A 19,355-nucleotide genomic window follows, 5' to 3' on the forward strand; every position below is an offset into this window, starting at 1 on the left:
GCGGTCGTGCCGGATCAGACTGCGCCGGCGCGGCGGTGCGCTGCGTCCGTCGCCGACGAGGGTGTGGACGGCCCGCCGGATGCACAGCGACGGACCTCCCGAGCGGCGCCGGCGGTGACCGGTGGGCCGACTCACCAGGTGATCTCGGCGGCCAGCGCCGCCACCAACGGGACGATGCCGAGCAGCAGGAAGGCCGGCAGCAGGCAGACGCCGAGCGGCACCGCCGCCCGTACGCCGACCGTCCGTGCCCGGTCCTCGACCTCACCCCGGGCCTGCTCGGCCAGCTCCTCCCCGAGCCGCTCGACCGCCTCCACGACCGGCGCTCCGGCACGGTGCGCCCGCGCCATGGTGCGACCCAGCTCGCCGAGGGTGGGGTCGCCGCCGAGCTCGCTCCACAGCTCGCCGGGATCCGCTCCCAGCTCCAGCCGTGCCGCCAGGGCGGCCAACCGGTCCGCCGCGGCGCCGGGGAGCGCACGACCGACCACGCTGATCGCCGGCGCCGGGGCGGCACCGGCCCGCAGTGCCGCCGCGAGCAGCGCGACGATGTGCGGGAGGTCGCGACGCTCCTCCTCGCGACGCCGGCGCACGGCGACCGGCTCGATCCGGGTGGCCGCCCACCAGGTCGCGACCGCGGCCGCGACACCGGTCGGCAGCGCGAGCGCGCCGCCCATGACGACCCCGGCCCCGGCCCCGGCGCAGACCGCCCAGAGCAGGCGGCCACGTCGCAGCAGGCCGTCGGTCGCCGCGGGTGACCGGCCGGCCGGCGCTGGTGGTGCTGCTGCCGCCGCCCACGATCGTCGGCGAGGGGCGGCCAGGAGGAGTGCGGCGGTCCCGGCTGCCAGCCCGGCGAGCACGACGGTCGCGTCGGCGCTCACCGTCCGTGCTCCACGCCCGCGGCGATCGCTTCGATCCAGGCCAGCCCCAGCAGTCCGGCAGCGAGCCCGCCGGCCAGGCAGGCCAGACCCAGTGGTGTTCCGACCAGGAACGACCACGGGTCGGCGCCGGTGCCGCTGCCCATCAGCAGCGCGGCGACCGGGAGCACGGCGACGAGCCGGGCCGTCGCCCGGGCCGAGGCCAGCTCACCGGCGACCACCCGCCGGGTCCGCTCCGCCGCGCGCAGCTCCGCCCCGACCCGGTCCAGGGTGTCGGCCAGTCCCTGGCCGGTGCGGTGCGAGACCTGCCACGCGGCCGCGACCACGCGCAGGTCGCCGGCACCCGGTTGGTCCGCCAACCCCCGCAGCGCGTCCGGTACGCCGCCCCCGACGACCGCCGCCCGCGCCGCCGGTGCCAGGAGCGGCCACTCCTCCGCGGCGTGCTGCAGCGCCTCGGGCGGAGCCAGCCCGGCCGCCAGCTCGGCCCGGATGCCGTCGCAGAACGCGACCACCTGCGCCCGGGTGCGGTGCACCACGGCGGACCGGGCGTGCCGACGCCACAGCACCCCGCAGGCCGCGACCGCACCACCGAGGATCAGGCCCAGCACCAACCAGCCCGGTCGCAGCCACACCAGCAGCGAGACCGAGCAGACCGCGGATGCCAGGAGCCGGCCGGGCCGTCGGGCCCGGGGTGCCGGGACCGGGGCGGGAGGCCTGCCCGGCAGCACCAGCAGCACCGATGCGGCGGCCGCCAGCCCGGCCCAGGCGACGGCGGTCACCGAGCGTCGTCCTGGTGTCCCTCGAGCCGGTCGACCAGTCCCTCGGCCGCCGGCCCCCAGGTGGGCGAGCCGTCGGCGGCGAAGCTGACCGCCGCACTGGTGCGGGCCCAGCCGGCCGCGTCCCGCTCGAGCACGGCCACCTCGCCCAGCCTGCGACGTCCGTCCTGCCCGCGCACCATGTGCAGCACCACCTCCACCGCGGAGGCGAGCTGGCTGTGCACGGCCGCCCGGTCCAGGCCGCCGGCCAGGGCGAGCGCCTCGATCCGGGCCGGGACGTCGCGGGCCGAGTTGGCGTGCAGCGTGCCGCAACCGCCCTCGTGACCGGTGTTGAGCGCGGCCAGCAGGTCCACCACCGAGGCGTCACGGACCTCGCCGACGACCAGCCGGTCCGGTCGCATCCGCAGCGCCTGGCGGACCAGATCGCGCACCACCACCGCGCCGATGCCCTCCAGGTTGGCCGGGCGTGCCTCCAGCCCCACCACGTGCGGGTGCTCGGGGCGAAGCTCGGCGGCGTCCTCGACCACCACGATCCGCTCCTGCGGCGGCGCCGCGGCGAGCAGGGCAGCGAGCAGGGTGGTCTTGCCGGTGCCGGTGCCGCCACTGACCAGGAACGCACAGCGTCGCTCCACCACGGCCCGCACGAAGCGGTGCCCCACGTCGCTCAGCGTCCCGTCGGCACGCAGCTCCTCGAGGGTGAAGCCGCCGCGCCGCGGCACCCGGAGCGAGATCGCGGTGCCCGGCTGCGCGAGCGGGGCCAGCACCGCGTGGCACCGGGTGCCGTCCGGGAGCCGGACGTCCGCGCAGGGCGAGGAGTCGTCCAGCCGGCGGCCACCGCTGGCGACCAGTCGCTGGGCCAGCCGGCGGACCGCGTCCTCGTCGGGCAGCCGCACCTCGGTCGTCTCCAGACCGCGGCCGCGGTCGAGATGGACCGGGCCGGCGCCGTTGACCAGCACGTCGGTCACCTCCGGCAGCCGCAGCAGCGGCTCCAGCGGCCCGGCCCCCACCACGTCGCGGCGGAGTGCCTCGTAGACCGCGAGCACCGTGGCGTCCCCGACCGGACGCCCGGTCGCGCGCAGCGCGTCGCTGACCCGATGCGGGGTGAGGGCGCCGGGGGTGGCGGCCAGACGGTGCCGGACCGCCTCGACCAGGTCGCCCAGCCCGTCCAGGCCGTCCAGCACGTCCCCGCCCGCGGCACGACGGGTCACGCCGGGCCGCCGTCCCAGAGGTCCTGCGCGGCGCGCGCCAACGGACCACGCAGCGAGCGGAGAGGGCCGAGACCGAGGTCGACGGCCTCGTCGAGGCCGCGCTGGTCCCGCATCTGCGTCCACACCGGAGCACCGACCGCCCGGGCGACGTCGCCACCCTCGAGGTCGTTCCCCCGCAGCGCCAGGCCGACCGCAGGGTGGTCGGCGAAGCGGCCGCGCATCCGGGCCGCCCCGGCCACCCCGACCAGTGAGGCCTGGGTGACCACCACCAGCCGGTCGCACCGGGCCGCGATCTCGGCGACCAGGCGGTCGCCGCTGCGCGGCAGGTCGACCACCACCGCGCCGTGCCCACGACGGGCCGCCGAGAGCGCCTCGCGCACGGCGAAGGCCTGCAGCGTCTGCTGCTCGGCGCCGACGTACCAGGAGAGCACGCCCAGGCCGTCGCGCCGGGGAAGGGCGTCGCGCAGTGCCCGCGCCGAGAGCCGTCCGGTGGTCCGGCACAGCGCGTCCCAGCGGAACCCCTCGCACCGCTCCATGCCGAGCATCCGGTCCAGCCCGGGCCCCTGCGGGTCGCAGTCGACGAGCGCGGCCGTGGTCCGGCGCGCGGCCCACTGGCCCATCGCGCAGGCCAGGGTGGTGGCGCCGGCGCCGCCGCTCCCGCCGATCACCCCGACCACCTGGCCGCGGTCGGCACCCTGCTCGGTCAGGTCGGTGAGCAGGTCGACCAGCCAGCCGGCGGAGACCGGCAGCTCGACCACCTGCCGGGCCCCCAGCGCCAGCGCGGTCCGGAAGGCGTCGTCGGGGACGTGGGCGGTGGCGACCAGGTAGACGTGCTCGCGGTAGTCGGGCCCGAGCGCGGCGAGCTCCCCGGCCCGGTCGAGACCGACCAGCACCACCCGGGCCCGCGACCACCCGACGAGTGCCTGCTCGGCCCGGTCGACCACCTGCGGCGTCACGTCGGCCGCGGCGGTCAGCGGCAGGAGCTCGTGCAGCAGCAGCTCGTCGCCGGTGACGACCAGTGCGGCCCCCGGCTCGTCCGGGGGTGCGGTCCTGGTGGAAACGGGAGTGAGGGCGCGGGTGTCCATACCGGAAACCTCGCCCGCGGCCACGCCCGACGGCCACGGAGCGCGCAGCCCCTGTGGAGGACGATGACCCGGTCGGCCCCTGTGGACGCCGGACTGGCCCACCCGGTGGCTACGATGGCGACATGTCTGACGCGCCGGTCACCGCGGCCGCGTTCTTCGACCTCGACAAGACGATCATCGCCAAGTCGAGCGTGCTCGCCTTCAGCAAGCCGTTCCAGGCCGGCGGCCTGATCTCGCGGCGCTCGGTGCTGCGATCGGTCTACGCGCAGTTCGTCTTCACCGTCGGCGGCGCCGACCACGACCAGGTCGAACGGATGCGTCAGTTCATGTCACGCCTGTGCGCCGGCTGGGACGTGGCGACCGTCCGCGAGATCGTCGCCGAGACCCTGCACAACATCGTGGACCCGATCGTCTACGACGAAGCAGTCCAGCTGATCGCGGAGCACCAGCACGCCGGGCGGGACGTGGTGATCGTCTCCACCTCCGGCAGTGAGGTGGTCGAGCCGATCGGCGACCTGCTCGGAGCGGACCACGTCGTCGCCACCCGGCTCGCGGTCGAGGACGGCCACTACACCGGCGACATCGAGTACTACGCCTACGCCGAGGAGAAGGCGAAGGCGGTCAAGGCGCTCGCCGCCGAGCGCGGCTACGACCTGGAGAACAGCTACGGCTACAGCGACTCGATCACCGACGTGCCGATGCTCGAGGCGGTCGGCCACCCCTACGCGGTGAACCCGGACAAGGACCTGCGCCGCACCGCGGAGCAGCGGGAGTGGCCGGTGCTGGTCTTCACCAAGCCGGTCGCGCTGCAGTCGAAACTGCCGCTGCCCCCGCCGAAGCAGACGCTGGCAGCGCTGGCGGTGGGCGGGGCGGTGGCCGTGGGCGCCGCGGTCTGGGCCGGGGTCCGGCGTGGCCGCATCGGCGCTTGATCCGACACCGGCCCCAACCACTCAGAGTCCGCTCCTCCGGACGAAAACACAAGCCTTGAGGTTGCTCCCCGACCGGCGTACAAAGGAGGGGAGAACTCAAGACAACACGCGACACCGGTACCCACGCGGCGACCTACCCTTCTGAACAGGGCGCTGACCCGACGGGAACCTCCCGAGGCAGCAATATTCGAGCACGCCTGGTAGCCGGGGTGATCGCGTGTCAGCGGTGGCATCCGAGTGCGAAGTCAGGCCTCGGGTGCCACCTGCATGTCTGGGCCAGCCACCGTCGGGCCGGCCATGTTCGGCCTGGTGCGGCTACTGCGCCTCGCGGCGCAGCGGGCTCGCCTCGGCCGCCGCCGCGAACGCTTCCGCGGAGTAGAGCAGCCAGGAGTGCCGGCCGGCCTGGCTCCCCGAGCCCCAGCCGCGCAGGTTCGACTCGTACTGGGCCCGCAGCGCCAGGTGGGCGGCCTCGGGCACCACCAGCGACTTCTCGTCCACGCCGCGCGCGGCGAGCAGCAGCCGCTCCGCGGCGCGGGCGACCATGCCGTTGTGCGAGGCGAACGGCGCGGCGGTGGCCAGGTCGGCGTGCACGATCGCCGCGACGGCCAGCGCCGGTGCCTCGGTGCGCGCGGTGATCAGCTCCGCCAGCGCACGCAGCGTGGTCGCGGCCTCGGCGTCGCGCGGGCGGCCCAGCCGGTCCGCGGGCACCGAGCCCTGACCGGCCAGCGCGTGCAGCCGCGCCAGCGCCTGCAGCGGCTGTGCCCGCACCACCGGCATCAGTGCCAGCAGCTCGGCGGAGAGCCGGACCGCGTCCGCGGCGATCTCGTCCCCCTCCCCGGCGCGTACCTGCGGAAGGCTCGAGGCGGAGCCCTCCAGGACGGCGCTGGCGTGCGCCCCGCGCAGCAGCGACTCGGCCGTCGTCTCCGGCGAGGTACGACGAAGGCCCCGGTCGCGCAGCACCACGTCGATGCCGTCCCGGGCGGACGCGAACGCCGAGGGCACGCCCTCCAGCGTCATCAGCCAGGCGAGCGGGTCGGCGGGTGCTGCGTTCACGCCGCCGACCCTACCGACGGCACGCCCGCGGGCTACCGGGGATCGGTGGGTCGAGGGTCTAACGTGGGCGCCACGATGTCCGACGTACCGCGCGACGCCGCAGCACCCTCGCCCACCGACCCCGCCCGTTCGTTCGGCGGGGTGGTCGACGCGTACCACCGCGGTCGGCCGGGCTACCCGATCGACGCGGTCCGCTGGCTCACCGGCGAGGAGCCGCTCACCGTGCTGGAGCTCGGTGCCGGAACCGGCAAGCTCACCGAGCAGCTGGTCGCGCTGGGACACGACGTGCACGCGACCGAGCCGGACCCGCGGATGCTGGACCGGTTGGCGAATTCGGTCTCGGTCGCCCGGCTCTCGCAGACCTCGGCCGAGGACATCCCGGCCGCCGATGCCACCTACGACCTGGTGGTCGTTGGCCAGGCCTACCAGTGGTTCGACAAGGAGAAGGCGCTGCCGGAGATCGCCCGCGTGCTCAAGCGCGGCGGCTCGCTCGCTCTGGTCTGGAACGTGCGCGACGAGCGGATCCCGTGGGTGAAGCGACTCGGCCGGCTGATCGGCAACCAGGACGTCACCGCCAGCGGCCCGGACCAGGCGCTCGAGGAGTCGATCTACTTCGGCCCGGTCGAGGACGCCACGTTCAAGCACTGGCAGACCGTGGACCGGGTGAGCATCCGCGACCTGGTCCGCTCCCGGTCCAACGTGGCGACCCTCTCGCCGGAGCAGCAGGAGGCCAAGCTCGCCGAGGTGCTGGAGTTCTACGACGACTTCGGCCGCGGCATGGACGGCATGCAGCTGCCGTACCTGACCCGGTGCTTCCGGGCCGTGGTCGGCGTACGCCCCAAGCCGAAGGTCGACCCGACCGCGCCGCCGGCCGAGAGCGGCACGGTCGGCGAGGACACCGTGCCGGTCACCGTGGACGGTGTCGGCCACGGCACCGCGGACGACACCGAGGACGCGGCCGGACCGACCGGCTCCCCGGCCGCCACCGACGTCCCGGGGATCACCGATCCGCCGACCGACGACGACTCCGGCATGCTCCTGATCGACTTCCGCTGACCGGTGATGACGGCTCCCGGGAGCGGCGATGCGGACCCCGTGGCGTAGGCGCGGCCATCTCGGCACCGAGGCGGACCGCGCCGCCTTCCGGGCCCTGCACCAGGCCTCGCTCGCCTCACCGGCGCTGCGCGCCGGCCTGACCACCGACAGCGCGGAGCGCGCGATCCGGCACCTGCGGGCGCTGCTCGGCACACCGGCGCTGGCGTTGACCGACACCGCGACCGTGCTCGCCTGGGACGGGGTCGGTGGCGGCCACCACGCCGACCAGGCGGCGACCCTGGCGCGCGTCGCGGCCGAGCGCAGCAGCACCCGCACCGCGGACCGTAGCCACCTGCACTGCGACCGTCCCGGCTGCCCGGTGCGCACCGCGGTGATCAGCCCGCTGGTGGTGGAGGGGCGGGTGCTCGGCACCGTGCAGGCGTTCGCCCCGACCACCTCCGCCGGCCTGGTCCGGGCCACCGAGGAGGTGGCCCAGTGGGTCTCGGGACAGCTGGAGCTGGCCGAGCTGGACGCCCACCGGAACCGGATGATCGAGGCCGAGGTGCGGGCACTGCGGGCCCAGATCAGCCCCCACTTCATCTACAACTCGCTCGGCGCGATCGCCAGCTTCGTCCGCACCGACCCCGACCGGGCCCGCCAGTTGCTGCTGGAGTTCGCCGACTTCACCCGCTACTCCTTCCGCCGGCACGGGGAGTACACGACGCTGGCCGAGGAGCTGCGCTCGATCGAGCGCTACCTGCTGCTGGAGCAGGCCCGGTTCGGCGACCGGCTCCAGGTCACCCTCAACATCGCGCCGGAGGTGCTCACCGTGGTGGTGCCGTTCCTGTGCATCCAGCCGCTGGTGGAGAACGCGGTGCGGCACGGCCTGGAGCGCGCCGAGGGCACCGGCCACCTCCGCATCGTCGCCCACGACCGCGGCCCCGACGCCGTCCTGGAGGTGGAGGACGACGGGGTCGGCGAGGACCCGGAGCGGGTACGGCGCGCGCTGGCCGGCGACGCCGGCCTCGACTCGGTCGGGCTGGGCAACGTCGACGCGCGGCTGCGCGCCACTTTCGGTGACGATCACGGCCTGGTCGTGGAGACTGCTCCCGGGGCGGGCACCAAGGTGATCGTCCGGGTGCCGAAGTTCGCGCCCGGCGTGACCGTGGACCCGCTGCACGGGATCGACGCACGGGTCCCGGGGACACGGGACGACGGGACGAGGAGCGCGGAGCGGTGAGTGGGTTGCGGGTGCTGGTGGTCGACGACGAGCGGCCCGCCCTGGACGAGCTGACCTTCCTGCTCGAGGACGACGACCGGGTGGCCGGCGTGGTCGGCTGCGGCTCGGCCACGGAGGCGCTGCTCACCCTGCGCGAGACCGAGGTCGACTGCGTCTTCCTCGACATCCAGATGCCGGGGCTCTCCGGGCTCGAGCTGGCCGAGGTGCTGAGCCGGTTCAAGCAGCCGCCGCGGGTGGTCTTCGTGACCGCGCACGAGCAGCACGCGGTGGAGGCGTTCGACCTGCACGCCGTCGACTACGTGCTCAAGCCAGTCCGTCCCGAGCGCCTCGCCGAGGCGGTACGACGGGTGCTGGCCGACGCGCATCGTCGTACCGAGCCGGAGGACACCCAGATCCCGGTCGAGCGCGGCGGGGTGACCCGGTTCGTGGAGCGCGGGGAGATCACCCACGTCGAGGCGCAGGGCGACTACGCCCGGCTGCACACGCGCGGCGGCGACTCCTACCTGCTCCGGGTGCCGCTCACCTCGCTGGAGGAGGAGTGGGGGCCGGCCGGCTTCCTGCGGATCCACCGGTCGCTGCTGGTCGCGCTCGCCCACGTCGACGAGGTGCGTCAGGACGCGGGCCGGTGCACGGTGCTGGTCGACGGCACCGAACTGCCGGTCAGCCGGCGGCACACCCGGGTGCTGCGCGACGTGCTGGTACGCCGCGCCCGGGGCGGCACATGAGCGAGGACCGGCCGCGCTCCGGGGCCGGTGGGCGGCCGCAGCGGGTGCGGGTCACCGGGCCGCCGCGATCCGCGGCGCCACTGGCCACCACGCGGGTCGGCGACGTCCACGACCAGACGCCGATGGGCGACCTCTACCTCCGCTCGCTGCTGCGCGAGCAGGGGGCGCTGGCCGCCCGGGTGCTGCTGCTGGCCTTCGGCCTGCTCGGCGCAGTGCCCCTGGTCTTCTACCTGGCGCCGGGGCTGGCCGACCACCACGTCTTCGGCATCGGGGTCACCTGGATCGTGCTGGGCGTCCTGGTCCACCCGTTCGTGACCTGGCTGGGGTGGCGCTACGTGCGCCGGGTGGAGCGCAACGAGCTCTTCTTCGCCGACCTGGTCAGCCCCGACGGCCCGGCCGGGCCGCGGCAGGAGGCCTGAGTGGTGCACGCCACGCACGTGCCCGGCCTGGTCGCGGTGGTGACCGTGTCCCTGGTGACGCTGGCGATCGGCATCTGGGGTCTGCGGATCTCGCGCACCACCAGCGACTTCTTCGTCGCCTCCCGCACCGTCGGGCCTCGGCTGAACGCCTCCGCGATCGGCGGTGAGTACCTCTCCGCCGCGTCGTTCCTCGGCATCGCCGGGCTGCTCCTGGTGGGCGGCGCGGACATGCTCTGGTACCCGGTCGGCTGGACCGCCGGCTACCTGGTGCTGCTGGTCCTGGTCGCCGCGCCACTGCGCCGCTCCGGGGCCTACACCCTGCCCGACTTCGCCCAGGCCCGGCTGAGCTCGAAGGCCGTCCGCACCGCCTGCTCGGTGCTGGTGGTCGCGATCGGCTGGCTCTACCTGATCCCCCAGTTCGAGGGCGCCGGGTTCACCCTGCGGGCCGCGATCGGGGCGCCGGAGTGGGCGGGGCCGGTGGTGGTGGCGGCCGTGGTGCTGGCCAACGTCTCCTCCGGCGGGATGCGCTCGGTGACCTTCGTCCAGGCGTTCCAGTACTGGCTCAAGCTCACCGCCATCCTGTTCCCGGCCGCGGTGCTCGTGATCGTCTGGCTCGGCGACGGCCGCCCGACCTCCCCGACCACCGGCGACGGGTGGTCGGTGCCGGTGGCCTCGGGCGGCGCGGGCCTGTACGCGACGTACTCGCTGATCCTGGCGCTCTTCCTCGGCACCATGGGCCTGCCGCACGTGGTGGTCCGGTTCTACACCAACCCGGACGGGCGGGGGGCGCGTCGTACGACGGTGGCGGTGCTCGCGCTGCTCGGCCTCTTCTACCTCTGGCCGCCGGTCTACGCCGCCCTCGGCCGCGTGTACGGCGGCCGGATCCTCGCCGAGGGCCGCCACAACGTGCTCGTGCTGGAGCTGCCACGCGCGATGCTGGACGGCCTGGGGGCCGAGCTGCTGACCGGACTGGTCACCGCCGGAGCCTTCGCCGCATTCCTCTCCACCTCCTCCGGGCTGGCCATCGCCGTCTCCGGCGTGATCAGCCAGGACGTGACCGGCCGCTGGCTCGGTGGCTTCGGGGAGAGCCGCGGGGTGGCGGCGTTCCGGCTGGCGGCCGTGGTCTCGGTCGGGGTGCCGCTGGCGGTGGCACTGGTCGCCCAGAACATCGGCGTCGCGGAGTCGGTGGGGCTGGCGTTCGCGGTCGCCGCGTCGACGTTCGGCCCGCTGCTGGTGCTGGGCATCTGGTGGCGCGGCCTGACCGCGGCCGGTGCGCTGGCGGGCCTGGCCGCGGGTGGGCTCGGTGCCGGCGGGGCCGCGGTGCTCAGCATCGCCGGCGTCTCGCCGACCGGTTGGGGTGGTGCGCTGCTCAGCCAGCCGGCGGCATGGAGCGTCCCCCTGGCGGTGGTGGTGATGGTGAGCGTCTCGCGGCTGACCGCCCACCGGGCACCCGCGCACGCCCAGCAGTTCCTGGTGCGGCTGCACACCCCGGAGTGGCTGGACCTGCCCACCCGGTAGCCGCCGGCGGCGGTCAGTCCCAGGGGTCGTAGGTGGAACCGGGGGTGCCGATGCCGTACTGCTCGACCCGGTCGGCGTGCTCGCGCAGCTCGCTCGCGGCATCGGTGTCCTGGCCGAACAGGTCGGCGATCGCGAGGTCCAGCGACTTCGCGCTGTACTGCGTCTCGGTGCCCAGGTTCCCCAGCAGGTCCCAGAGCAGGTAGTGCAACGGGTGGTAGTCGCTGCTCGGGCCGTACTGCCCGGCGCCGACCGATCCGTCCCGGTAGAGCGGCATCAGGTCCAGGTTCGGGTGGAGCAGGTTCTTGGCGTCGTACAGCTCCTGGGCGACGTTGGGCAGGTAGGTGCCGGTGATCTCCTTGGCCAGCACCCGGTCGATCGAGATCTCCGAGCGCGCGCCGAGGTCGGAGCCCTCGTCGACGTCCAGGATCTCCGGTCGGCTCAGGTCGTAGGAGCCCTTGTCGTCGGTGACGTGCCCGAGGTTGACCCGGAGGTTGTCGACGAGGATTTGCTCCTCGGTGCCGATGTCGGCGGCGGCCCGGGAGATGGCCGCCTCGAACGCGGACCTGATCGAGGAGTAGCTGCCCTCCTCCGGTCGGTTCTCGAACGGCCCCCAGCCGTTGGGCAGCGCGGCGTCGAGGACGTCGAGGCCCAGCTCGACGGCGCCGGTGGCCGCCTCCCCCGGGCCCTTCGCGAAGAGCTTGACGGCGGAGTTGGCCCAGCCGGCGATCTTGAGCACGACGTCCCAGTCGGGTCCGGCGTCGTTGGCGGCATTGTCGAAGGACCGGGTGGTGTCGCGCACGATGTCGAGGACGGCCTCCCGCGCGTGACGCCAGATCTCCTCCTCGGCCGCGTGCACACCGCCGAGGATCACCGCGATGGCGTGCTGCCCCCGACGGCCTTGCCGATCTGGGAGAGGAAGTTGGCCTTGAAGGCGGTGATCATGCCGCCGGACATCGCGTCGGAGTTCTCCAGCGCGAGGTCGAGGTTGCCGCCGATGTTGCCGGCTCCGGTCGCGCTGCCGCCCTGCGAACCGGCCTCGAGCGCCAGCCGCCGGGTGACCTGCCGGACCTGCTCGGTGAGGCTCTCGTTGATCGCCGCCGGGTCGGGCGCGACCGAGAACGGGTCGAGGATGGTGTCGATGTCGGAGCGGATGGAGTCGAACTCGGCACCGAGGTGCTTGCCCTCGCCGTCGAACGCCAGGGTGCGGATGATCTTCTGGTAGCCGCCGCCCTGGCCGTCGGGGCCCGGCCGGTCGATCCGGTACGTCGTCGGCAGGCTGAACCCGCCCTGGCTCGGCGGGGTGATCGTGCAGGTGTAGTGGTCACCGTCGATCCGGAAGTTGGTGTTCATCAGGTCCCCGAGCTCGTCGACGAACCCGGCGTTCGGCGCGCAGACGTAGGCGTCGATGGCGGCCCGCTTGAGGGCCGGGACCAGTGCTTTCAACTCGTCGAACACAGGCATGGGGACTCCCGAGGTAGGTTGCAGCGAACCTCCCCCGCGACGACCATCCGGAAACGTCTCCTCCGGCGTGGCGTCATCCGCCCGGGTGACGGCGTGGTGTCACCTGCGCGGGTCGACCAGCACCTTGGCGTGCCGCTCGGGGTCGCCGAGCTCGGTGAACGCCTCGGCCACGCCGTCGAGTCCGACGGTGCCGGTGATCAGCGGGCTCACGTCGACCCGGCCGCTCGCCATCATCTGCAGCGTCTCGTGGAACTCGCTCGGGTCGTAGGCGAAGGCGAACCGCAGCTCGATCTCCTTGTTGATCGCCATCGACGGGCGGAAGCTGTCGGTGCCCATGCAGACGCCGACCACCACCACCCGGGTCAGCAACGGCGCCGACGAGACGATCTGCTCGATCACACCCGGCACCCCGACGCACTCGAAGACCACCGGGCCCCGCGGGCTCGCGCCCGCTCGCTCGGCCGCACGCATCACCCGCGCCCAGGGCAGCAGCGGGACCGCCCGCAGCTTGTCCATCGTGCTCAGGCCCAGCTCGGCGAGCGCGATCGGCTCGGTCAGGTACTTGCTGTCCTCGAACGACGCCCACGGCGAGGACTCGGCCGGATCGACCACCACGTCCGCGCCGCAGCGCTGCGCCAGGACCCGACGCCCGGCGGAGAAGTCGCTGGCGACCACGTGACGCACCCCGCTGGCCTTGAGCATCAGGATCACCGCGAGCCCGATCGGCCCACAGCCGATCACCACGGCGGTGTCCTTGGCGCCCACCTGTCCCTTCCGTACGGCGTGCCAGGCGACCGACAGCGGCTCGGTCAGCGCCGCGTGCTCCGCGTCCAGCTCGTCGGGCACCTTCATCGTCATCGACGCCTCGACCAGCACCTGCTCGGCGAGGCCGCCCGGCGCGTGCTCGCTCAACCCGGTCAGGTGGGTGGAGCCGGCGCTGCGCAGCACCGGCAGGGCGACCACCCGGGTCCCGGGCGCGAAGTGGTGACGGGTGCGGGGTCCGTAGTCGGCGACCGTGCCCACGAACTCGTGCCCCAGCACGACCCGCTGGTCCGAGCGCATGAATCCGTCGTACCCGAGGGCGGCGACGTCCGCCGCGGTCTCGTCGCAGTGGGTGCGGGCGTGCAGGTCAGAGCCGCAGATCCCGTTCCGCTCCACGTCGAGCAGGATCTGGCCCTTGGCCGGCGTCAGGTCGGGGACGGTCTCGACGGTGAGGTCGGACTGGTGGCAGACGACGGCGCGCATGGGGGGAGGCTAGCGGTGCGGGTTTCACCGGTCAGCCGGTGAAACCCGCACGACACGCCGAGCGGCGCCGGCGTGTCGTGCGGGTTTCGGCCGATAGGTCCGCGGGTTCGGCTCAGGCCTGGTCGAGGGCCTCGGCGACGCGACGGTGCGCGGCCCAGATCTCCTCGGGGAGGCCGTCGAACTGGGCCAGGTGCTTCTCGCGGTGACCCATCTCCTGCTGCCAGCGCTCGATGTCGATGGTCAGCACGGTGTCCAGGTCGGCGAGCCCCTGCTCGTCGAGCCCGTCGAGCAGCAGCTCCTCGCGGGCGGGGATGACGCCCACCGGCGTCTGCACACCGGAGACCTCGCCGTTCTTGTACTGCATCAGCCACACCAGCGGCCGCAGGTTCTCCCGGTAGCCCGGCCAGAGGAAGCGGCCGTCGTCGCCGCGCTGGAACCAGTTCACGTGCGCGAAGATCGGCTTGGTCGTCGCCCGACCGATCACCTCGAGCCAGTGCGCGGCGTAGTCGGCCTCGGAGTAGGACATGAACGGACGCATCGACATCGGGTCGTAGCGCAGCACGCCCTCGAGCCCGTCGGCCGCGGCGGTTGCCTCCGCGCCCAGGGTCAGGCCGTCGTACACGCCCTCGGCGATGTCCTCGATGGCGCGGACCAGCGGCTCGCGGTCGCGGGTGCGGCCACCGAAGATGATGCCGTGGATCTCGACGCCCGCCGGGTCCTCGAAGTCCTCGGCCACGTTCGGGACGTTGGCCAGGGTCGTGGTGAAGCGGCTGTTCGGGTGGGCCCACGGGGCGTTCACCTCGTCACCGGTCCGGTCGGCGATCTTGTCGCCCTTCCAGTCCAGCCAGCCGTCGAGGTCGGTCGGCTTGTCGCCGCGTCCTTCCCACCAGACCTCTTCGGTCTTCTCGTTGTAGGCGACGTTGGTGTAGATCGCGCCGGTGCCCGGGACGATCGACTCGATCGCGGTCGGGTTGGTCTTCTCGTTGGTGTCCTTGGCGACACCGAAAACGCCGTTCTCCGGGTTCATCCCGTAGAGCTTGCCGTCCTCGCCGACCCACAGCCACGCGATGTCGTCGCCGTAGAACTCGACGTAGTACCGGTCGCCGAGGGCATCGGGGGCCAGCGTCATCGCGAGGTTGGTCTTGCCCGAGGCGCTCGGGAAGCCGCCGCAGATGTTGTACTTCTTGCCGGTCTCCTTGTCGGTGATGCCGAGCAGCATGAACTGCTCGACCAGGAAGCCGTTCTTCCAGCCGTCGAAGGAGCCTTGGCGCAGGCCGTGGGCGATCTTGCCGAGCAGCGCGTTGCCGCCGTACGACGACCCGAAGTGCAGGATCGTCCGCTCGTCGGCGACGGTGACGAAGTAGCGCTTGTCGTCCGGAGTGCCCTGGCCGAGGTTCTCCAGGTCGCCGGTGACGTGCACCGCGCGGACGAAGGAGTCGCCGAGGTCGTTGATGAACTCCACGCCGACCCGCGCCATCCGGATCATCTGGAGCACCACGTTGCGGTTGTCGGTGAGCTCCACCCCTGCCGCGAACTTCTCCAGCGGCGAGCCCTTCGGCGCCATCAGGTAGGGGATCACGTACATGGTCTTGCCCGCGGACGCGCCGGTCATCAGCTCGATGAGCTTCGGCTTCATCTCCGCGGCGGGCTTCCAGTTGTTGTAGACGCCCTTGTCGGCCTCGTCGCTGGTCGCGACGATCGTGCGCTCCTCGGCGCGCGCAGTGTCCTTGAAGTAGGACCGCGAGTAGTACCGGCCCTCGCCCGCGGGCAGCAGCTCGCCGGCCTCGAGGGCTTCGGCGACCAGGCGCGCGTCGTCAGCCGCCGAGACGACCTCGATCCGCTCGGCGCCGGTCACCCCCGCCCAGTGTGCGACGTACTCCCGGACGCTCGGGTTCGTGAGCCCCGCCTCGTCCAGAATCCGCTCCACATCCACCATGCCTGTCAGCCTTTCGATCCGTTCGGAGGTGGGGGCACGCTACCCCAGCAAGGGGTCACGGCCGCCCGAGTCAGCGCTCTGTATGGCCAGCGGACGCCGTCGTCCAGGGGGCCCACCATGACACCGCGCCGAGCGCCCGCGCACCTCCCGGCCGAGCCCTGGACGCCCAATGTGAGGTATGCCACAGTTTGATCGTTCGAACCTTCCGTGATAGTGCGTTCGCCGCACCCCGGTCGTCGTCCTGCCGACGACATTCCCTCGGGCGTACGACGCGAGGGCCGGCGTCGGAATCACCGACGCCGGCCCTCATCTTGTCCCCGGTCCTCATCCCCCGGTTCGTCCCGCCGTCCTCGGCGGGCACGCCCTTACTCCCCGATGTAGCTCATCACGTGCTTGATCCGCGTGTAGTCCTCCATGCCGTACATGGAGAGGTCCTTGCCGTAGCCGGAGTGCTTGAAGCCGCCGTGCGGCATCTCCGCGACGATCGGGATGTGGGTGTTGATCCAGACGGCGCCGAAGTCGAGCCGCTTGGCCATCCGCATGGCCCGGCCGTGGTCCTTGGTCCAGACGCTGGAGGCCAGGCCGTACTGCACGCCGTTGGCCCAGCGCAGCGCCTCCCCCTCGTCGTCGAACCGCTGCACGGTGATCACCGGCCCGAAGATCTCGTCCTGCACCTGCTCGTCCTCCTGGCGCAGCCCGGAGAGCACGGTGGGCTGGTAGAAGTAGCCGCTCTCGCCGCCGGCGACCTGCGCCCGGGCGCCGCCCGCCGAGATCTCGGCGTGGTCGGGCAGCCGGTCCACGAAGCCGGCGACCCGGGCCAGCTGGTCGGGGTTGTTGAGCGGCCCGAACAGGACGTCCTCGTCGTCGGGCATCCCGGTCCGCGCGCCGCGCGCCTCGTCGGCCAGCGCGGCCACGAAGTCGTCGTACACACCGGGGCCGGCCAGCACCCGGGTGGCGGCGGTGCAGTCCTGTCCGGCGTTGAAGTAGCCGGCGCCGGCGATGCCCTCGGCCGCGGCGGCGATGTCGGCGTCGTCGAAGACGATCACCGGCGCCTTGCCGCCGAGCTCGAGGTGGACCCGCTTGAGGTCCCCGGCGGCCGAGGCCGCGACCTGGCTGCCGGCGCGCACCGACCCGGTGATCGCGACCATCTGCGGCGTCGGGTGCTCGACCACCCGCCGGCCCGTGTCCCGATCGCCGGTCACCACGTTCAGCACGCCGGGCGGCAGGAACTCCGCCGCGAGCTCGGCGAGCATCGTGGAGGTGGCGGGCGTGGTGTCGCTGGGCTTGAGCACGATGGTGTTGCCGGCCGCCAGCGCCGGGGCGATCTTCCAGACCATCATCATCAGCGGGTAGTTCCACGGCGTCACCTGACCGACGACACCGACCGGCTCACGCCGGATCATCGAGGTGTGGTCCTTCAGGTACTCCCCGGCGGAGCGACCCTCCAGGACCCGGGCCGCTCCGGCGAAGAAGCGGATCTGGTCGATCGCGGGCGGCAGCTCGTCGGTGGTGGTGAAGCCCAGCGGCTTTCCGGTGTCCTGGGACTCCGCGCGCACGAAGTCGTCGGCGCGTTGCTCGAGCTTGTCGGCGATCTTGAGCAGCGCCGTCTGGCGCTCGGCGGGCGTCGTCTCGCCCCAGGTCTCGAACGCCGCGGAGGCCGCCGCGTAGGCGCGGTCGACGTCCTCGGCCGCCGACATCGGCGCGGTCGCGTAGACGGCTCCGGTCGCGGGGTCGAGGACGTCGTACGTCGCCCCGTCGGCGGCGTCGACGAGCTCGCCGTTGATGACATTGCGGAAGGTGAGGTCAGCCACGGACCGACCCTAGCCGCGAATCGACGAAATCGGGAGGGTTGATCCGCCGTTTACCTACTGATTCCGTTGCTGAAACGCAGAATGACAACCGAATCACTCGTTTCCGACTTGCCTCGGCGTCAGCGATCCCGGACCATGGGGGCATGGACGACGACGCTCGGCTCCAGCAGGCCGCCCGGGACAACCTCTGGATGCACTTCACCCGCCACGGCGACTTCGAGAAGGCCGACCACGGCGTACCGATCATGGTGCGCGGCGAGGGCGTCCACCTCTACGACAACAAGGGGAAGCGCTACCTCGACGGGCTGGCCGGCCTGTTCGTCTCCCAGCTCGGCCACGGGCGCAAGGACCTCGCCGCCGCGGCGGCGGCACAGGCCGAGCAACTGGCCTTCATGCCGCTGTGGTCCTACGCCCACCCGCCCGCGATCGAGCTCGCCGAGAAGGTCGCCTCGCACGCGCCCGGCGACCTGAACCGGGTCTTCTTCACCTCCGGCGGCGGAGAGGCCGTGGAGACCGCCTGGAAGCTGGCGAAGAACTACTTCAAGCTCGTCGGCAAGCCGATGAAGCACAAGGTGGTCTCCCGAGCGATCGCCTATCACGGCACCACCCAGGGCGCCCTCTCGATCACCGGCCTGCCCGGCCTGAAGCAGCAGTTCGAGCCGCTGGTCCCCTCGACGTTCCGCGCCCCGAACACCAACATCTACCGGGCCACCGAGCACGGCGCACCGCACGGCCAGACCCCGGAGGAGTTCGGCCGCTGGGCCGCGGACCAGATCGAGGTCGCGATCGAGAACGAGGGCCCGGACACCGTGGCCGCCGTCTTCCTCGAGCCGGTGCAGAACGCCGGCGGCTGCTTCCCGCCCCGCCGGGCTACTTCGAGCGGGTCCGCGAGATCTGCGACCGGCACGACGTCCTGCTCGTCTCCGACGAGGTGATCTGCGCCTTCGGCCGGCTGGGCACCATGTTCGGCGCCGAGAAGTTCGGCTACCAGCCGGACATCATCACCTGCGCCAAGGGCATCACCTCCGGCTACGCGCCGCTGGGCGCGATGATCGCCTCGGACCGGCTGATGGAGCCGTTCCTGCAGCCGGGCGAGATGTTCGCCCACGGCTACACCTTCGGCGGGCACCCGGTCTCCACCGCGGTCGGCCTGGCCAACCTGCGGGCCTTCGAGTCCGAGGGCGTGCTGGAGAACGTGCAGACCAACGCGCCGGCCTTCCGGGCCACCCTGGAGCGGCTGAAGGACATCCCGATCGTCGGCGACGTGCGCGGCGAGGGCTACTTCTACGGCATCGAGCTGGTCAAGGACCGCGAGACCCGGGAGTCCTTCACCGCCGAGGAGTGCGAGCGGATCCTCTACGGCTTCGTGTCCAAGCAGCTCTTCGCCGAGGGCCTCTACTGCCGCGCGGACGACCGCGGCGACCCGGTCATCCAGCTCTCCCCGCCGCTGGTCTGCGGCCCGGAGCACTTCGAGGAGATGGAGCAGATCCTGCGGTCGGTGCTGGAGAAGGCCTCCGCGCAGCTCTGAACGCCGACGTAGGTTGGGGCCCATGGCCCGCACCATCGCGACGAACACCCGCACCGACCTCGACGGACTGCTCACCTTCATCCGCCCGCGTCATCGCTTCGTCCTGGTGACCCGTCGCCACGACGGGTCACCGCAGCTCTCGCCGGTCACCGGCGGGGTCGACCCGGCGGGGCGGCTGGTGATCGCGAGCTATCCCGAGCGGGCCAAGGTCCACAACGCCCGCGGTGACGAGCGGGTCAGCGTGCTCGTGGTCTCCGATGAGTGGAACGACCCGTGGGTCCAGGTGGACGGCGCCTGCGAGGTGCTCGACGTACCCGAGGCGTTGGACGCGTTCGAGGACTACTACCGCTGCATCGCCGGCGAGCACCCGGACTGGGCGGAGTATCGGCAGGCGATGCTCGACCAGGGCAAGTCGCTGCTGCGGATCACGCCGTCCCGGTGGGGTCCGATCGCGACCGGTGGCTTCCCCGCGCGCCTGGCCTGACCCCTCGGGGTCCGGAGGCGACCTCTCGGC

17 protein-coding genes and 1 pseudogene are annotated in these 19,355 nt (G+C 72.9%); 8 read left to right on the forward strand and 10 right to left on the reverse strand.

Annotated elements, in window-relative coordinates; genetic code table 11:
- Positions 1-131 precede the first annotated feature (131 nt).
- From FIV43_RS14800 to ssd, 4 genes are read right to left on the reverse strand one after another with little or no spacing between them, the layout of a single operon-like run.
- On the reverse strand, positions 132-875 hold the full coding sequence (locus FIV43_RS14800; protein WP_231123415.1) for a type II secretion system F family protein: 744 nt from the start codon (positions 873-875) through the stop codon (positions 132-134).
- A complete protein-coding gene (locus FIV43_RS14805) occupies positions 872-1,651 on the reverse strand; it encodes a type II secretion system F family protein (protein WP_181407509.1) in 780 nt (259 codons plus the stop codon). Before FIV43_RS14805 ends, FIV43_RS14800 begins: the two co-directional genes overlap by 4 nt.
- On the reverse strand, positions 1,648-2,856 hold the full coding sequence (locus FIV43_RS14810; protein WP_231123416.1) for a TadA family conjugal transfer-associated ATPase: 1,209 nt from the start codon (positions 2,854-2,856) through the stop codon (positions 1,648-1,650). The genes FIV43_RS14805 and FIV43_RS14810 overlap by 4 nt, the downstream gene beginning before the upstream one ends.
- Positions 2,853-3,941, reverse strand: a complete 1,089-nt coding sequence (gene ssd / locus FIV43_RS14815; RefSeq protein ID WP_141014755.1) for a septum site-determining protein Ssd — start codon at positions 3,939-3,941, stop codon at positions 2,853-2,855. Before ssd ends, FIV43_RS14810 begins: the two co-directional genes overlap by 4 nt.
- Positions 3,942-4,063: 122 nt before the next feature.
- Between ssd and FIV43_RS14820 the strand changes: the two genes are divergently transcribed.
- On the forward strand, positions 4,064-4,870 hold the full coding sequence (locus tag FIV43_RS14820; RefSeq protein ID WP_141014756.1) for an HAD family hydrolase: 807 nt from the start codon (positions 4,064-4,066) through the stop codon (positions 4,868-4,870).
- A 315-nt stretch (positions 4,871-5,185) separates the two neighbouring features.
- Here FIV43_RS14820 and FIV43_RS14825 read toward each other — a convergent pair whose 3' ends face one another.
- Complete coding sequence (locus tag FIV43_RS14825) at positions 5,186-5,923, reverse strand: Fic family protein (protein ID WP_231123417.1); 738 nt, start codon at positions 5,921-5,923, stop codon at positions 5,186-5,188.
- 63 nt (positions 5,924-5,986) lie between these two features.
- On the opposite strand from FIV43_RS14825, the gene FIV43_RS14830 reads away from it, so the two are divergent.
- Genes FIV43_RS14830 through FIV43_RS14850 form a run of 5 tightly spaced genes read left to right on the forward strand, consistent with a single transcriptional unit; the run spans position 5,987 to position 10,860 of the window.
- Positions 5,987-6,979 (forward strand): class I SAM-dependent methyltransferase, encoded by a 993-nt coding sequence (locus tag FIV43_RS14830; RefSeq protein WP_231123418.1) that lies wholly within the window; start codon positions 5,987-5,989, stop codon positions 6,977-6,979.
- 28 nt (positions 6,980-7,007) lie between these two features.
- On the forward strand, positions 7,008-8,198 hold the full coding sequence (locus FIV43_RS14835) for a sensor histidine kinase (RefSeq protein WP_141014757.1): 1,191 nt from the start codon (positions 7,008-7,010) through the stop codon (positions 8,196-8,198).
- A complete protein-coding gene (locus FIV43_RS14840) occupies positions 8,195-8,923 on the forward strand; it encodes a LytR/AlgR family response regulator transcription factor (protein ID WP_141014758.1) in 729 nt (242 codons plus the stop codon). Before FIV43_RS14835 ends, FIV43_RS14840 begins: the two co-directional genes overlap by 4 nt.
- Positions 8,920-9,342 carry a hypothetical protein gene (locus tag FIV43_RS14845; RefSeq protein ID WP_141014759.1) on the forward strand — a complete coding sequence of 141 codons (423 nt, stop codon included), beginning with the start codon at positions 8,920-8,922 and terminating at the stop codon, positions 9,340-9,342. The genes FIV43_RS14840 and FIV43_RS14845 overlap by 4 nt, the downstream gene beginning before the upstream one ends.
- On the forward strand, positions 9,343-10,860 hold the full coding sequence (locus tag FIV43_RS14850; RefSeq protein ID WP_231123419.1) for a sodium/solute symporter: 1,518 nt from the start codon (positions 9,343-9,345) through the stop codon (positions 10,858-10,860).
- A 13-nt stretch (positions 10,861-10,873) separates the two neighbouring features.
- On the opposite strand, the gene FIV43_RS14855 is transcribed toward FIV43_RS14850, so the two are convergent.
- The 5 genes from FIV43_RS14855 to FIV43_RS14875 all read right to left on the reverse strand — a co-directional run bounded on the left by FIV43_RS14855 (position 10,874) and on the right by FIV43_RS14875 (position 17,313).
- Positions 10,874-11,731 carry a hypothetical protein gene (locus tag FIV43_RS14855; protein WP_141014760.1) on the reverse strand — a complete coding sequence of 286 codons (858 nt, stop codon included), beginning with the start codon at positions 11,729-11,731 and terminating at the stop codon, positions 10,874-10,876.
- A complete protein-coding gene (locus FIV43_RS14860) occupies positions 11,728-12,321 on the reverse strand; it encodes a hypothetical protein (RefSeq protein ID WP_141014761.1) in 594 nt (197 codons plus the stop codon). Before FIV43_RS14860 ends, FIV43_RS14855 begins: the two co-directional genes overlap by 4 nt.
- 99 nt (positions 12,322-12,420) lie before the next feature.
- Entirely contained in the window at positions 12,421-13,566 is a 1,146-nt protein-coding gene (locus FIV43_RS14865) for a zinc-binding dehydrogenase (RefSeq protein ID WP_141014762.1), read from the reverse strand.
- A 112-nt stretch (positions 13,567-13,678) separates the two neighbouring features.
- On the reverse strand, positions 13,679-15,502 hold the full coding sequence (locus FIV43_RS14870; RefSeq protein WP_141014763.1) for a phosphoenolpyruvate carboxykinase (GTP): 1,824 nt from the start codon (positions 15,500-15,502) through the stop codon (positions 13,679-13,681).
- Between the two features lie 365 nt (positions 15,503-15,867).
- Positions 15,868-17,313, reverse strand: coding sequence for a gamma-aminobutyraldehyde dehydrogenase (locus tag FIV43_RS14875; RefSeq protein ID WP_141014764.1), 1,446 nt, complete (start codon positions 17,311-17,313; stop codon positions 15,868-15,870).
- Positions 17,314-17,558: 245 nt separating this feature from the next.
- On the opposite strand from FIV43_RS14875, the pseudogene FIV43_RS14880 reads away from it, so the two are divergent.
- Positions 17,559-18,841: pseudogene (locus FIV43_RS14880) on the forward strand (aspartate aminotransferase family protein).
- A gap of 22 nt (positions 18,842-18,863) precedes the next feature.
- Positions 18,864-19,325 carry a PPOX class F420-dependent oxidoreductase gene (locus tag FIV43_RS14885; RefSeq protein WP_141014765.1) on the forward strand — a complete coding sequence of 154 codons (462 nt, stop codon included), beginning with the start codon at positions 18,864-18,866 and terminating at the stop codon, positions 19,323-19,325.
- Positions 19,326-19,355 lie beyond the last annotated feature (30 nt).

This window comes from Nocardioides sambongensis, from assembly GCF_006494815.1.
Lineage (GTDB): Bacteria > Actinomycetota > Actinomycetes > Propionibacteriales > Nocardioidaceae > Nocardioides > Nocardioides sambongensis.